This is a genomic window from Kitasatospora sp. GP30 (assembly GCF_029892145.1).
Taxonomy (GTDB): Bacteria; Actinomycetota; Actinomycetes; order Streptomycetales; family Streptomycetaceae; genus Kitasatospora; species Kitasatospora acidiphila.
Genome location: NZ_JARZAH010000001.1, coordinates 90,067 through 105,069 on the forward strand (window position 1 = coordinate 90,067; position 15,003 = coordinate 105,069).

The following is a 15,003-nucleotide window of genomic DNA, read 5'->3' on the forward strand; positions in this document are numbered from 1 at the left end:
GCATAGGATGTCCGGCCAGTGGGGGCAGGTCCGGGGAAGAGGAACCAGGTGCGCGGAGCAAGCGCAGAGCAGGGCGCGACTGACTACGGGTCGAAGACCGGTCGGATCGGGAGGATCCCGGTCCGTCGGCACCACCTGCTGCTGTTCGCCTGGACGGTGCTCTGGTTCGTGATCGTCGAGCCGAGCGGTGGCTTCTCCTGGCACTACCTGCGCCAGGGCGAGCAGCTGCTGTTCAGCCATGCCGGCGACGGCGGGCTCGCGCTCTACGCGCATCACCCCGAGCTGCAGATCGGCCCGGTCAGCCTGGCGGTCGCCCGGCTCTTCGGCGCGCCGTGGCCGCCGCACATCGGGCAGGTGCTGGCCGAGGGCTTCATGTCCATCCTCGGCCTGATCATGGTGGTCATGGTCGGGCGCACCGCCGCCTGGTACTACCGGGGCACCGGCACCAACCACCGCCGGCTGCAGCAGCGGATCCTGATCGCGGGCCTGGCCTTCATCCCGATGTGGGTCGAGGTCTCGGTGCGCTTCGGGCACATGGACGACGTGCTGGCGCTCTTCTTCACGATGCTGGCCGTGCACGCCATGGTCCGCAACCAGGTCGCCGCGACCGGCATCTACCTCGCGATGGCGGTGGACTCCAAGCCCTGGGCGGTCGCCTTCCTGCCGCTGATCCTGGCGCTGCCGAAGAAGGACTGGAAGCGCGCCGCCATGTGGTGCATCGGCCTGGTGGCGATCGCCTGGCTGCCGTTCTACCTGAGCAACCTGGGCTCGCTGTCAGCGGCCAAGTTCACCATCCCCAACCAGCCCGCCTCCTCGCTGCGCTGGCTGGGCGTCTCCGACCCGTCCACCCCGGTGTGGGACCGGCCGGCCCAGTTCGCCATCGGCATGGGCCTGGGCACCCTGGCGGTCTGGCGCGGGCGCTGGCCGGCCGTGGTGCTGGTCGGGTGCAACGCGCGGATCCTGCTGGACCCGAGCGTCTACACCTACTACACCGCCTCGATCCTGCTCGGCACCCTGCTCTGGGACGCCGTCGGGCAGCGCCGGCTGGTGCCGTGGTGGAGCTGGATCGCGCTGTTCTCGCTCTACGGCAGCGCGCTGGCGATCCCCTCGGACTCGGCCAAGGGCATGATCCGGCTGGCCTTCGTGGTGGTCTCCACCGCCTACGTGCTGCTCTGGCCCACCAAACGGCCCCGCCGGCGCGGTGGTGGCGGCTCCGGCACCCGGCGGCGGCCGGTCGGCGCGGAGCGGCCCACCCTGGCGCTCACCCCGATCTCGGCCCCGATCGGCGGCGGCAGCGCCGCGGCCGGCGGCCCCGCGCCCAGCGGGGGCGGCGGGCGGCGGGCGAAGGGACGCGGCGGGATGCCCCGCCAGCCCGGCGGCGAGTACCGCACCCCGGCCACCTCGCGCACCTGACGCCCTCCTCCAGCGGGCTTGACCCTCTCGCTACGTCAGGCCCGAGGGTGGTGCCCAAGCGAGGAGGGAGACCCCGATGAGCGGTGGGACCGACGGCTACCCGGTCGGCGACGTGGCCAGGATCGCCAAGGTGACGGTGCGCACCCTGCACCACTACGACCAGATCGGCCTGCTGTCGCCCGGCGGCCGCACCGCGGCCGGCTACCGGCTGTACCAGGACCGCGATCTGGACCGGCTGCAGCAGATCCTGTTCTACCGCGCGCTCGGGTTCTCCCTGGACGAGGTCGCGGCCATTCTCGACGACCCGCAGAGCAGTCCGCGTGACCATCTGCGGCGCCAGCACGCCCTGCTCAAGGAGCGGATCCGGCAGCTGGAGGAGTTGGCCGAGGCCGTGGAGCACGCCATGGAGGCAGAGAAGATGGGCATTCAGCTGACGCCCGAGGAGAAGTTCGAGCTCTTCGGTCCGGACTACGACGAGGCCTGGGAGCAGGAGGCCGAGCAGCGCTGGGGCGACACCGACGCCTGGCAGCAGTCGCAGCGCCGCACCGGCTCCTACACCAAGGAGGACTGGCAGCGGATCCAGACCGAGACCGCCGCGCTGAACGAGCGGATCGCCGCCGCGATGGCGGCCGGCGAGGCGCCCGAAGGGGAGGCCGGCATGGACCTCGCCGAGCAGCACCGGCAGCACATCTGCGAGAACTTCTACGACTGCACGTACGAGATCCACCGGGGCATCGCCTCGCTGTACGTCGGCGACCCGCGGTTCACCGCAAACCTGGACAAGATCGCCCCCGGTCTGGCCCAGTGGCTGCACGACGCGATGCTGGCCAACGCCACCCGGGCCGGCCACTGAAAAAATTCTTGAGACCACCTGCAACCCCCCGGGGTGCTGGACGTCTATCAGGGTGAGAGCAAGGGGAACGGGACCGGCCGGGTGACGGCACGCCCGGTCGAGGCTCTCAACAGACCAAGGACATCCACACCCTGGGGGGCTGCGTCATGCGCGCGTCCGTTATCAACCGAATTGCGAAGATCTCCGCCTCGGCCGCGCGCCGCGCCGACACCGCCTGGGTCCGCCGACTGGCGGCCACCGTCCCGCTGGCGGCCGTGGTCGCCGTCGTAGCGGTCGGCGCCGGCCCGGTGAAGGGCGACGGCACCGCGCCGGCCGCCGCCGCCAAGCCGGCCGGCCTCCCGTCCGCCGCCATCCCCGGCGCCGGGGCGCCGGTCGCACCCACCGCCTCGCCGAGCCCCACCGCGCCCACCGCCTCGGCCGCGCCGACCACCGGCACCGACGCGAACACCCCGGCCGCGCACACCCCCACCGGCCACTCCAAGGCCCCGGCCGTCCCGGCCGCCGCCGCGCAGTCCACGGCCCCGTCCGCGACCGGCCCCGCCGCCAAGAACGAGCTGTCCGCCGGTGTGCCCGGCCAGGACGCCGTGGCCATCCGGTTCAACGGCCTGGGCCTGGGCCCGAACCAGGGCCTGCCGGTCGGCGCGATGAAGCCCACCGCCTTCTCGGTCACCTGGACCAACACCAGCGGCCACCGCCTGGACGCGGTCGCCCCCGTGGTCGCCGCCCAGCACTACGCGCACGCCCGCTGCCAGGGGACCTCGATGGCCCAGGGCAGCCTGCAGCGCCAGGACGCCTCCGGCTGGACCGACCTGCCGCTCAGCCAGGGCCTGGGCACGGACTACGTGTACAGCGGTGACGACGCCGCCTTCGCGCTTGAGCCCGGCGCCAGCCGCACCATCGACTACCGGGTCGGGCTCGGCGCGGACAACGGCCCCGGCACCCTGCTGCTGGAGGCCGACGCCTTCCTCCCGGTCTCCAAGCAGTCGCACCCGCTGCTCGGCGGCACCACGGACGAGGTCACCGTCTCCGACGACCACCGTCCGACCGCCTCGATGCCCACCATGACGCCGCACCCCACCTCGGTCAAGGTCGGCGGCCCGGCGGTCGAGGTGGAGGTCTCGCCCGGGAACTTCACCAAGGAGCAGATGGGTTGGCTGGCCCCGCGGCTGACCTTCAACGACGCGGCCGGCGAGCTCCGGGCCCAGGACGTCACGGCCGAGGTCATGGTCAACGGCGCCTGGAAGCAGCTCCCGGTGCGGCAGGACTGCGACGGCGTCTCGGTGGACGCCTCCTCGGTCGCCACCATCCCGGCTCCGGCCGGGCGGGTCTTCAACTACGACTTCCGGTTCGCGCTGAAGGCGAGCACCGCCAAGGGCATCACCTCGCTCACCGTGGGCGCGGGCGCCGTCGGTGACGCCCACTACGCGGCGCCGGTGACCATCCCGGTGGCCGTGGTCCGCTGACGGGCCGGCTGCTGCGACAATCGCCCTTCCAAGATCAACTGCGTCAAGACCAACAGTCTGGACGGCGGCCGGCCCCAGCCGCCGTCCCCGGGGGGAAAGCAGAAAGCACATGTCACTGGTAGTCGGCCTGCCGCCCGCTGTGCTTGCGCGCAGCGGGCGGCAGGCCTGGGCGCCCGCGGGGATGCTGAAGGCGTTCTTCAGCGCGCTGAGCCCGGCCGCGAGCACGGAGGAGCCCTCCGAGTCGCCCGGGCAGGCGTCCGCCGTCCGCCGGTCCGGATTCCGGCTGCTGCGCGGCGGCCGGGCGCCCGAGCAGGACTCCCGCCCCACCCTGACCGAGCTCTACCACGCCCACCGGCTCGGCCTGGTGCGGCTGGCGGTGCTGCTGGTGGACCGCCAGGACATCGCCGAGGACGTGGTGCAGGAGGCGTTCACCGCGCTCTTCCAGAAGCACGGCGAGCAGTTGGACGACGTCGACAACGCGCTCGGCTACCTGCGCACCTCGGTGGTCAACGGCGCCCGCTCGGTGCTGCGCCGCCGCAAGACCGCGCGCGAGTACGTACCGCCGCACGAGGCCGACGCCCCGTCCGCCGAGGAGCACGCCGTCCTCAACGACGAACACCGCCGAGTGGTGGCCGCCTTGCGGCAGCTGACCGAGCGCCAGCGCGAGGTGCTGGTGCTGCGCTACTGGTCCGATCTGTCCGAGGCGCAGATAGCCGAGGCCCTGGGGCTCTCCCGAGGAGCCGTGAAGTCCACCGCGAGCCGGGCCCTGGACGCCCTGGAGAAGCAGCTGGAGAAGGCCAGATGACGACTGATCAGAAGCATCCCGAGGGCGGCGGGCCCGGTGACAGTCCGGTGGAGCGGCTGTTGCGCGAGGCACTGGCCGCCCGGGCCGACCAGGTGGGCGTGCACGATCTGCGCCCGGCCGCGCCACCGAGCCGCCGGATCCGCCGGCTGAAGCCGGTCTATGCGGCACTGCTGCCGCTGGGGCTGGCCGCCGCCGTCACCATCGGCTTCGTGGGCTTCAGGTCCAGCACGGTGGCGGACCGGGCCAAGCCGGCGCCCGCCGGCTCGATCACGGCGAGCCGCAGCGCCGCGCCGACGCCGAGCCCGAGCGGCAGCCCGGCGCCGAGCCCCAGCACCTCGACGAGCCCGAGTGCGAGCACGAGCCCGGACGCGGCGGGCGGCTCGCCTAGCGCCCCCGTGAGCGACCGGTCGGCGGCGACCACGACGACGTCGCCCGGCGACGGACCGGCGGCACCGGTCAGCCTGGGGCCGGTCCGGTCCTACCGTGGGGTCAACTTCCGGCTGCCGAGCGGATGGTCGGTCAGCGTCATGAGCCCGGCGGAGGACACCGTCTGCCTGACGACGCCCGATCCCAACGCCACCGCCGGTCTGGGCGCGTGCGGCCCGGACGGCATTGCGCTCACCGTCTACACCACCAGCGAAGAGGTCGATCAGGCCCTCTACCCGCGGGTGGGGGATTTGGACAGCGACCACGGCTGGGGCCACCAGCCGTACTGCTACGACCCGGGCAATCCGCACAGCAGCGACGCGACTACAGCCTCCTACGAGAAGACGGCGGTCACCCTGCCCGCCGGCCAGGCCGACCTGGCCACCTGGAACGTCGACTGCACCGGCGGCGGGCAGTACACCGTCAGGATGTGGGGCTTCCGCCAGCAGCAGGTACTGGTCGCCGTCCGCGGGCTCGACCCGAAGTACGAGAGCGGGCTGCAGGCGGTGCTGGGCAGCCTCGACCTCAGCGGCCATCTGCCGCCGATGCCCGACCCCGTGAGCATCACCACCTCGGGCCTGGGCCAGGGGGGCCCGCAGGTGCCGGACGACAACACCAAGGTGCCGTTCTCGGTGACGTTCACCAACACCGGCAGCACCCCGCTGCTCCAGGTGGTACCGGACGTGACGGTTCCCGCGGCCGGCGCCGGCACGCTGGAGGAGCAGGCGGGCGACGGCTCTTGGATCAGCGTCGGTCTGGCCTCCGGCGCTCCGGGCTCGAAGGAGAACGTTCCGGCCTTCCCGCTCGCTGCCGGGGCCGCCAAGACGGTCAACTACCGCATCTCGTTCGCCCCGGCCGCGAACTTCGCCCAGTCGCCCCTCAACCTGAGTGCGATGGCGTGGCTGAAGTTCGTCCCGGAGGGCAGCCTGAGCGTGGTGGGCGCCGCCATCAGCGTACCTGTGCCGACCGTCGCCAAATAAGCCCCAGGGGGCGCCCGTTGGGCGCCCCCTGGGCGTACGTCTCAGGCGTTCAGTGCCGCCATCCACGCCTCGACGTCCGTCGAGGTGCGCGGCAGGCCGGCCGAGAGGTTCTCGTTGCCGGTCTCGGTGACCAGGATGTCGTCCTCGATCCGGACGCCGATGCCGCGGTACTCCTCGGGCACCGTCAGGTCGTCGAGCTGGAAGTACAGGCCCGGCTCGACGGTCAGGCACATCCCCGGCACCAGCTCGGCGTCCACGTACTGCTCGCGGCGGGCGTGGGCGCAGTCGTGCACGTCCAGGCCGAGCATGTGGCCGGTGCCGTGCAGGGTCCAGCGGCGCTGCAGGCCCAGCTCCAGCACCTTCGCCACGTCGTAGACCGCCGGGTCGAGCAGGCCCCAGGCGAGCAGGTGCTCGGCCAGCACCCGCTGGGCGGCGTCGTGGAAGTCGCGGAACCGGCCGCCCGGCTTCACCGCGGCGATGCCGGCCTGCTGGGCCTCGTAGACCGCGTCGTAGATCTTGCGCTGCAGCGGGGTGAAGGTGCCGTTGATCGGCAGCGTGCGGGTCACGTCGGCGGTGTAGAGCGTACTGGTCTCCACGCCGGCGTCGAGCAGCAGCAGCTCGCCGGGGCGGACGTCGCCGTCGTTGCGCACCCAGTGCAGGGTGGTCGCGTGCGGGCCGGCGGCAGCGATGGTGCCGTAGCCCACGTCGTTGCCCTCGACCCGGGCGCGGCGCCAGAAGGTGCCCTCGATCCAGCGCTCCGAGGTGGCCTGGGCCCGGTCCAGCTCGCGCACCACGTCGGTGAAGCCGTTGACGGTGGCGTCGCAGGCGGCCCGCAGCTGCTCGATCTCCCAGGCGTCCTTGACCAGGCGCAGGCCGCTCAGGAAGACCCGCAGCTCCTCGTCGCGCTCCTCGTCGGTGCCGAGCGCGCCCTCCAGGCCGGCGTCGTAGCCGCGCACCAGGCGGGTCGGCACGGCGGTGCCGGCGGTCAGCTCCTCGACGGCCTCGCGGACATCGCGGGCCGGCACGCCGAGCAGCCGCTCCGCCTCGGTCAGGCTGTGGCGGCGGCCGACCCACAGCTCGCCCTGGCCGTCCAGCCAGAACTCGCCGTTCTCCCGGTTGGAGCGCGGCAGCAGGTAGAGCACCGCGTCGTGGCCGCCGGCGGCGAGCGGGTTCAGCACCAGCACGGCGTCCTGGGTCTGGTCGCCGGTGAGGTGGACGTACTCGCTGGCCGCCCGGAACGAGTACTCGGTGTCATTGGCCCGGGTGCGCAGGTTGCCGGCCGGGACCACCAGCCGCTCGCCGGGGAAGGCGGCGGACAGCGCGGCGCGCCGGGCGGCGGTGTAGGAGGCCTGCTCGACGGGCTGCAGGTCGTGCAGCTCGGTGTCGGCCCAGCCGGACTTCATCGACTCGGCCAGCTCGTCGGACACGCCGTCGTACAGGCCGTTCTTACGGGCCTTGATCGGCTGCTCCGCGGCCTCCTCGTCGGTGCCGGTGCCCTCGGGGTTCTCCGCCACTGCCGGGGTGCGGTCCTCGGTCACGTTCGTCGCCTCCTTGCGATTCCCTCCGCCCCGGGGCGCATCGGATCGCGACACGACACGGGCGGCTGTGGCTCCCATGGTACGGAGGACCATCCGATCACTCGTTCGGTAGGTGCGCCGGCCTCCGTGCGGCGCGGCCCGTGGCTACTCGAACCGTGCGGCGAGCATGACGAGGTCGTCCGCCGCGCCGTCGCCGGCGCCGTCGCTCGCGCACGCGGCCAGCAGGTACCCGCACAGCCGGTCCGGATCGTTCCGCACGTCGCGGGGCGCGTCGGCGGCGGCCTTGCGCAGGCAGGCCTGGCCGGCGTGCAGGGTGGCGCCGCAGCGGCGGGCCAGGCCCTCGGTGTAGAGCAGCAGCAGGTCGCCGCGCTCGGCGCTCAGCTCCACGCCGGGCGCCTCCCAGCAGCTCAGCATGCCGAGCGGCGCCGAGAGCGAGGTCTCCACGAAGTTGGCGCCGTACCGGGTGACCAGGATCGGCGGGCAGGCGCCGGCCCCGGCCAGGGTGATCTGCCGCTCCAGCGGGTCCACGCAGGCGTAGACGGCGGTCGCGGTGCGGGTCGGCTCGGTGGTCTTGAGCAGCAGCTCCAGGTCGCCGAGCACGGCCACCGGGTCCTCGCCCTCCAGCACCGCGTAGGCGCGCAGCGCGGCCCGGATCCGGCCCATCGCGCTGGCCGCACCCGGCGCGGAGCCGGGCCCGGCGCCCGGGCCGTCACCGGTGACCGAGCCGACGCTCAGCCCGAGCGAGCCGTCCGGCAGTCCGATCGCGTCGTACCAGTCGCTGCCGCCCGCCTGCTCCAGGCCGGCCGGCACCCAGCGGGCGGCCAGCCGAAGGCCGGCCGGCCGCGGCAGGTGGTCGGGGAGCAGTCCGCGGCGCAGCGCCTCGGCGGCGCGGCGGCCGCGCTCGGCGGCCACCCGGCAGGCCAGCAGCGGTGCGGCGAAGGCGGCGTAGCGGCGGGCCAGGTCCTGCCGGTCGGCGGTGGGGCGGGTGGGCTCCGGGAAGAACCAGGCGGCGGCGGCCAGCGGCCCGTCCTCGTCGGTGGCCAGCGGCAGCGCGTAGCAGGCGGCGAGCCCCAGGTCGGCCGCCACCTCGCGGAACCGGGGGGACACCTCGGCGCCGTCCAGCAGGTCGGGGTGGAGCAGCTGGTCGGGGCGGTCGACGGGGTCGAGCAGCCCGGCGAACGGGCCCTGGCGCACCGGCACCGTCTCCAGCGCGCCGATCGCCGCCCGGTCCAGCGCCAGGCCGACCATCGGCCCGTGGCCCGCGTGGTCGGGCCAGCCGGCGCCGATCGGGCCGCGCAGCCCGCAGGGGTCGGTCGGCTCGCCGCCGTCGGCGCCGCGGGCCAGGGTGACGAGCAGTCCGCAGCGGGCGCCGAGGAGTTCGGCGCCGGAGTCGAGCAGCGCGGTCAGGGCGGCGGGCAGGTCGCGGGCGGTGGCCAGCCGCTCGGTGTGGTGCTGCAGCCAGTCGAGCGCCGCCGGCGGCTCCAGCGGGACGAGCGCCTCGGGGGCCGGCCAGGGGGCGGCGGGCGCCCGCTGGGGCAGGTCGAGCAGGCTGGTCAGTCGTCCACCGGTTGTTGACGGTCCGTCAGTCGGCTGGTCGCCGGCGCCGCTGCCGTCCTCCCGCTCGGGCGTGGTCCCACTGGCACCGGACGGACGCTTGTCACTCATGCCGCGACTCCCAGCGCGGTGGCCCGGACCGCCCGGACCCCCATGGCCCAAGCCCGGCCAAACCACTCTTTAATGTCCCGTTTCTACACAGGTCGGTCGGCACGTGTCCAGGATCGGGCCGCAGCCGGATGGCTGGTTCTTCCTTGGTGCTTCCTCACATCCGGCACGGCCATGGGGACTTCCTGGGAACCGCCGCGGGAGTGGAGCACCCCGGGAGCGGGCAGAAGCTGACCAGAAGGCTGCCGGAACCCTGCCCGGAGCGTAGGGATCCCCCTGCCCGGCAACCGCGCTGACCAGAAGTCACTCACTCGTACGGTGGAACCGGACGGCGCCGAACGGCGTCCATCCGGTCGCATCAGGGATTCTCGAACCATGCCCCGGCCGATCGCTCCCCCAGGCTTCGGCCGGGGGACCCCCATGGTCGGCGGTGCTTTCCCCGAGTTGCCTCCTGCGGCTGTCCGGCCGCGCGTCAGGTCGTGATCCACCCGCTCGCCTTGATCCACCCGGTCACGGAGAGGAACGAGTGCCCATGCGTGAGACGCGGGAGCCGTCCGGCAGACACCGCCGGACCCGACAGGCCCTGCTGCAGGCGGCGTTGACCTGCACCCAGCGGTGGCACTGGCCGGTGGTGCCCGGTGCGGTGCCGGTGCTGCGGGCCGGCGACGGCACCGGCCCCTCGGTGTGCTGCGGCTGCGCCGATCCGCACTGCCCGGTGCCGGCCGCGCACCCGCACGGCCAGTCGCTGCTGGCCGCCACCACCGACGCCCGGATGGTGCGCTGGTGGTGGGAGCGGCACAACCCGCAGGCGCCGGTGCTGGTGGCCACGGGGACGGCGGTGGCGGCGGTCAGCCTGCCCGCGGCGGCGGGTGCCCGGCTGCTCGGCTACCTGGACGCGCTGCGGATCCCCTGCGGCCCGGTGCTGGCCGGGCCGACCAGGTGCGCGCTGCTGGTCGCGCCGTACGGCTACCCGGAGTTGGGCGAGCTGCTGGCCGCCCAGGAGGCGACCCTGCGCGCCGGTGGTGCGCCCGGGCAGGTGCCGAGCTGCGTGCGCTACCACGGGCCCGGCGGGTTCCTGGTGCTGCCGCCGTCGCGGGTCGGGCTCGGCCAGGCGGCGGTGCGCTGGGTGCGGCGGCCGGTGCCGCTGCCCGGCGGCGGGGTGCGACTGCCGCCGGTGGCGCAGCTGTTGGAGGGGCTGGTGGCGGCGGGCTCGGCGGTGCCGGACGGCAGCCGGCTGGCCTACTGAGGGCGGGGCCGGGTCCGACTGCGGCTGAACTTCGGGGACTGGCCCCTCAACTCGGGCCCGATCGCTCAACTTTGGGCCAGAAAAGGAAAATCCGGCCGCTGGCGACGGGGGATGCACCAGCGACCGGACTTTTCAACAGTAACAAGGATTGGCGCCATAGCCAAAGCCCCTGGCAGGGTTGGTCCTGAGATTTCCCTGCCCAGGCGGGTGGATGTGACCAGTTTCACGTCGATTCGGCCGGAAACGATCACATGGCGCCAGCACCGGTCAGTTGAGCGTGACCTGACGGCTCACCAGGTTCGCCCGAGCCCGGCGCTCCTCGCCGGTGAGCGGCGCCTCCTGGGCCAGCGCGCCTGCCAGGCGCTCGGCGAAGGTTGCGGCCGGCTTCTCGCAGTCGGCGGCCGACATCTCCACCGGCAGGTCCCAGACCGGCACGGTCAGGCCGTGCGCGCGGAACGAGCCGACCAGCTTGGTGCCCTCGCCCAGCGAGGCGTCGCCGGTCGCGGCGAGCCGGGCCAGCGCGTCCAGCAGCTGCTCCTCCGGCACCGTCATCACCCAGCGCAGGTGGTTCTTGTCCGGGGTGCCGCACCAGTAGGCGCTGTCCACGCCGGCCAGCTTCTCGGTCGGGATCGCCGAGGCGTTGGCCCGCTCCAGCGACGCGGCCACCTCGCCGCCGGCCGACTCGGCGTCCTCCAGCCAGAACTCGAAGCCGGTGTGCACGGCCGGCGTGAACGGCACGTCCAGGTCCAGCAGTTCCTGCAGGCGCGGACCGTCGGCCGGTGCCCGGCGGGTCGGCACCGGGGTGCCGGGCTCGATGGTGAGCGCCTGGACGAGCGCATCGGCCAGGTCCCGGCTCAGGTCTCCGGAGGACGACTGGGTCTGCAGGCCGAGCAGGATCGAGCCGTCCGGACGGCGCAGCGCCGGCCAGGCCAGCGGCAGCACGGTGGCCAGCGTGACCGACGGCACCTCGCCGGACGCACCGGCGGCCGCGGCGGCGGTCAGGGTCAGCGGAGCGGTGGCGGCCGGCACCAGCTCGCGCAGCGCCACCCAGTCCGCCTCGCCGGGCAGCCCCTCGAACGGGCGCTGCACCAGCTCCTGCTCGGCGTGCGCGGCCTGCCGGCCGTGGCAGGCCTTGTAGCGGCGGCCGGAGCCGCACGGGCAGGCCTCGCGGGCGCCGACCACGGGGACGGTGCCGGTCGCGGCGGTGGACTGGGCGGACTTGTTGGCGGCCTTCTTGGCCATGGCGCGGCTCTCCCGGAAGTGGGGTCAGTGTCTCCGGGGCAGCCTACTGAGAATCCGCGGCCGGCTACCGGCGCCCGCGGCGGCCCCCGGCCGCGCCTGCCAGGGCTACAGTCGCACCCGCCACGGCTACGGCTGCACCCGCTGCGGCTCCGGTACCCGGTCGTGCGCGGGCAGCGCGGCCCACACCGTCACCTCGCCCGGCGCGTCGCGCACCCCCCAGTCGGTGGCCAGCTGGCCGACGATGCTCAGCCCGCGGCCGCCCCTGGCGGTCAGCGAGGGCCGGGCCGGCAGCGGCCTGGTGGTCGCGCCGCCGTCGGTGACCTCCAGTGTCAGGGTGCCGTCGCCGTGCATCTGCCAGCGCACCAGGATGCCGCCGAGATCTTCGGTCGCGGAATCCCTGACTTCTTGGTGCCACGTCATATTGCTGCCATTGCCCGGAAATTCCTCGGCGAAGTCCCGTTCCGTAAGGTCCAGCAATGGACCGAGTGGCCGGGCATAGCGACAGGAATTGCTGAGCAGTTCGGAAAGGATCAGGACCGCGTCATCGATGACGGTGTCGGGCACCTCCTGGTCGCCTAGATCACGGCGCAACCTGCGCCGGGCTGCCCCGACGCTGGCCGGGCCGTGCGGCACCGCCATGGTCGATGAAGTCGGCACTTCACGCGCCACCATCAACGCCACCCCCGGACCTCCTTCAGCGTTTGCCGAGGGATGGATGCCCCGGTGGAATGCGACGGAAACGGCTCCGGGTGCACGGGGTGCGTCAATTGTGAAGTCGTCGCGACACTCATCGACTTTCGCGACCCAGCGTACGCAAAAGGTGATTATCCGCTTACGCTGCGTCAATCGCAGGAGTGGGATTCCGCCGCCGCGGGTATTCCCCGCGCCGGGCGTACGCTCAGCGCCCGAGTTGGTCCAGCACCGCGCGGGGCCGATTGGTGATGATCGCCGAAACGCCGAGTTCCAGGCAGAGCTCGACATCGGCCGGCTCGTCCACCGTCCACACGTGCACCCGGTGCCCGGCCGCCCGCAGCGCGCGGACCAGCTCCGGGCGACGGCGCACCAGCTCGATGCCCGGCCCGGCCACCACCGCGCCCTGCGGCAGCCCGGCGCCCGGCCAGAGCCGCAGCAGCTCCGGGTGCTCGAACAGGAAGACCCGGGGGAACTCCGGCGCGGCCCTGCGCACCCGGCCCAGCGCCAGCCCGGAGAAGCTCATGATCCGGGCGTGCGGCCGCCCCGAGGCGCCCTCGCCGTCGGCCTCGTACGGCCCGACCGCGCCGGCGATCCCGAACCGGCGCAGCATCGCCACCAACTCGGTCTCCACCCGGCCCCGGAACCGCACCGGATGCTTGGTCTCGATCGCCAGGTCGACCCGGCGGCCGGCGTCCGCGACCAGCTCCAGCAGGCTCTCCAGGGTCAGCACCGGCTGCGGCTCGGGCTGCTCGGGGTGCTTCCAGGAGCCGAAGTCGTAGGCCCGCAGCTGCTCCAGGGTGAGCGCCGAGACCACCCGGCGGCCGCCGTCGGAGACCCGCTCGATGGTCCGGTCGTGCACGCAGACCAGCTGCCCGTCCGCGGTCACCCGCACGTCGCACTCCACCGCGTCGGCGCCCTCGGCCAGAGCGCGCCGGTAGGCGGCGAGGGTGTGCTCGGGCAGCGCGGCGGAGGAGCCGCGGTGCGCCACCACCTGCACCGTCTGCGCGGTGCGGGCGGCGTCGGGGGCCGTCAGATCGGGGGTCGTCACGGGCTCCAGCCTAGAGCCGCGAGATGACGCGAACGCGACGGGCACCCCAACAACCGGACCGTCAGGCCTTGGGAACGGCCCTGGTCAGCGCCCAGGTGGCGAGCCCGGCGACCAGGAACGAGTAGAGCGAGGCCGAGGTCCAGTCGCCCGGGGTGTAGTGCAGCAGCGACTGCGCCCTGGTCCAGAACGCGGTCCAGCCGGTGGTGATCGGGGTGGGCGACAGGTACTGGTAGGTCGCGAAGCCCAGCACCCACGGGAGCAGCAGCAGCGGCCGGGACGGCGCGTCCTGGGTGAGCGCCCAGCCCTGCCGGCGGCCGCGGCCGAGGAAGTAGTCCACCGCCAGCACCGCGAGCAGTGGCACGAAGACCGAGCCGATCAGGTAGAGGAAGTTGGAGTACCAGGTGGCGAGCTGGTTGATCTGGGTGGCGACCGCGGTGACCAGCACGCCGATCCCGGCGGTCAGCCAGCGCCGGTCCACCCGGGGGAGGAGGTTGTGCAGCGACATCGCGGTCGAGTAGACGTTGGCGAACGACTGGTCGGCCTCGCGCAGCACCAGCACCAGCAGGAACGCCCAGCCGGCCGTCACCCCGGTGAACGAGGTCAGCAGGTTGTCCACGTTGCCCTTCGCCTGCAGCAGCGCGATCAGGCCCAGCAGGTAGCACCAGACCTGGGCGATGGTGTAGCCGGAGAAGGTGCCCCAGAACGAGGCGCGCGCGGTGCGGGAGTGCCGGGTGTAGTCGGCGGCCATCGGCACGAAGGAGACCGAGATGGCGATGATCGCGTCGGTGGCCTGGGGGAAGCCGTGCCAGTTGCCGGCGCCCGGGTTGGGGATGTGGTGCCGGCCGAGCTGGACGGTGAAGTAGACCATCGCCACGGCCACGGCGACCGCCACGTACTTGCGCAGCGCCGTGATCGAGCCCAGCGGCCAGATCGTCAGCACCGTGGTCAGCGTCCCCGCCACCAGCACGAAGAGCCAGTGCCAGCCCTGGGTGCCGACCACCGTCTGGGCGCCGCTGGAGATCACCAGCAGCTCGTAGATCCCCCAGCCGACGCACTGCAGCACATTGAGCACGGTCGGCAGGTAGGAGAGCCGGGTGCCGAACAGGCCGCGCAGCACCGCCATCGCCGGAGCGCCGGTGCGGGCGCCGATCAGCGCGGCCACCGCCAGCATCGCGGTGCCGATCACGGTGCCGAGCACGATCGCGGTGGTCGCCGCGGTGATCGACAGCTCCTGGCCCTGGGCGCCGAGCACGGTGCTCGCGGTGGTGAAGCCGATCAGGCTGATCCCGAGGTTGGCCCAGAGCGCGAACTGGTCCCGGAAGCCCAGGGTGCGCGGCGGCGCGGTGTCCAGCACCAGCGGCGCCTCGGCGCGGACGGGCGGTGCGTCCTGCAGCACCGCGGTGGAGGCAGGGGAGGGCGAAGCAGCCGTCATGGCGAAACTCCCTACGCCGGCATTACCCGGACAGGTTCCGGCGGTCTGCGCTCCCTCGCCCGCGCCGGCGAAATCGCCATGGCGTACGGTCGACCAGCGCACTCTCAGCCTGGTGGGTCCAAGCTCCCGCGTGTCAGATTTGGCCCGGAAAGGGTAGCCCGACACGCGGAATACGCCAAGGATGGGGGAATGCGCCGTCCGG

Annotated in this window: 12 protein-coding genes and 1 riboswitch; of the genes, 6 read left to right on the plus strand and 6 right to left on the minus strand. The window is 73.4% G+C overall.

Going from position 1 to position 15,003, the window contains the following annotated elements:
- Positions 1-114 precede the first annotated feature (114 nt).
- The 5 genes from P3T35_RS00440 to P3T35_RS00460 all read left to right on the plus strand — a co-directional run bounded on the left by P3T35_RS00440 (position 115) and on the right by P3T35_RS00460 (position 5,940).
- Positions 115-1,413, plus strand: a complete 1,299-nt coding sequence (locus P3T35_RS00440; RefSeq protein ID WP_280704086.1) for a hypothetical protein — start codon at positions 115-117, stop codon at positions 1,411-1,413.
- Positions 1,414-1,489: 76 nt separating this feature from the next.
- Positions 1,490-2,266 (plus strand): MerR family transcriptional regulator, encoded by a 777-nt coding sequence (locus P3T35_RS00445; protein ID WP_101380841.1) that lies wholly within the window; start codon positions 1,490-1,492, stop codon positions 2,264-2,266.
- Positions 2,267-2,412: 146 nt separating this feature from the next.
- Positions 2,413-3,729 carry a hypothetical protein gene (locus P3T35_RS00450; RefSeq protein WP_101380842.1) on the plus strand — a complete coding sequence of 439 codons (1,317 nt, stop codon included), beginning with the start codon at positions 2,413-2,415 and terminating at the stop codon, positions 3,727-3,729.
- Positions 3,730-3,838: 109 nt separating this feature from the next.
- A complete protein-coding gene (locus tag P3T35_RS00455; RefSeq protein WP_348533388.1) occupies positions 3,839-4,534 on the plus strand; it encodes a SigE family RNA polymerase sigma factor in 696 nt (231 codons plus the stop codon).
- Positions 4,531-5,940 (plus strand): hypothetical protein, encoded by a 1,410-nt coding sequence (locus P3T35_RS00460; protein WP_180356481.1) that lies wholly within the window; start codon positions 4,531-4,533, stop codon positions 5,938-5,940. The genes P3T35_RS00455 and P3T35_RS00460 overlap by 4 nt, the downstream gene beginning before the upstream one ends.
- A gap of 41 nt (positions 5,941-5,981) precedes the next feature.
- On the opposite strand, the gene P3T35_RS00465 is transcribed toward P3T35_RS00460, so the two are convergent.
- Together P3T35_RS00465 and P3T35_RS00470 are read right to left on the minus strand one after the other, a co-directional pair.
- The gene (locus P3T35_RS00465) at positions 5,982-7,478 is read right to left on the minus strand and encodes an aminopeptidase P family protein (protein WP_280703943.1); all 1,497 of its coding nucleotides are present in this window, start codon (positions 7,476-7,478) and stop codon (positions 5,982-5,984) included.
- Between the two features lie 144 nt (positions 7,479-7,622).
- Positions 7,623-9,143, minus strand: coding sequence for a PP2C family protein-serine/threonine phosphatase (locus tag P3T35_RS00470; protein ID WP_101380845.1), 1,521 nt, complete (start codon positions 9,141-9,143; stop codon positions 7,623-7,625).
- Between the two features lie 529 nt (positions 9,144-9,672).
- Between P3T35_RS00470 and P3T35_RS00475 the strand changes: the two genes are divergently transcribed.
- Complete coding sequence (locus P3T35_RS00475) at positions 9,673-10,386, plus strand: bifunctional DNA primase/polymerase (protein WP_101380846.1); 714 nt, start codon at positions 9,673-9,675, stop codon at positions 10,384-10,386.
- A gap of 267 nt (positions 10,387-10,653) precedes the next feature.
- Here P3T35_RS00475 and P3T35_RS00480 read toward each other — a convergent pair whose 3' ends face one another.
- The 4 genes from P3T35_RS00480 to P3T35_RS00495 all read right to left on the minus strand — a co-directional run bounded on the left by P3T35_RS00480 (position 10,654) and on the right by P3T35_RS00495 (position 14,801).
- A complete protein-coding gene (locus tag P3T35_RS00480; protein ID WP_101380847.1) occupies positions 10,654-11,628 on the minus strand; it encodes a DUF5926 family protein in 975 nt (324 codons plus the stop codon).
- Between the two features lie 126 nt (positions 11,629-11,754).
- Complete coding sequence (locus tag P3T35_RS00485) at positions 11,755-12,300, minus strand: ATP-binding protein (protein WP_101385067.1); 546 nt, start codon at positions 12,298-12,300, stop codon at positions 11,755-11,757.
- Between the two features lie 226 nt (positions 12,301-12,526).
- Complete coding sequence (locus P3T35_RS00490; protein ID WP_101380848.1) at positions 12,527-13,369, minus strand: glycerophosphodiester phosphodiesterase; 843 nt, start codon at positions 13,367-13,369, stop codon at positions 12,527-12,529.
- A gap of 61 nt (positions 13,370-13,430) precedes the next feature.
- On the minus strand, positions 13,431-14,801 hold the full coding sequence (locus tag P3T35_RS00495; protein ID WP_101385068.1) for a cytosine permease: 1,371 nt from the start codon (positions 14,799-14,801) through the stop codon (positions 13,431-13,433).
- Positions 14,793-14,941, minus strand: a riboswitch (TPP riboswitch). Its footprint overlaps the gene before it by 9 nt.
- Positions 14,942-15,003: the final 62 nt, after the last annotated feature.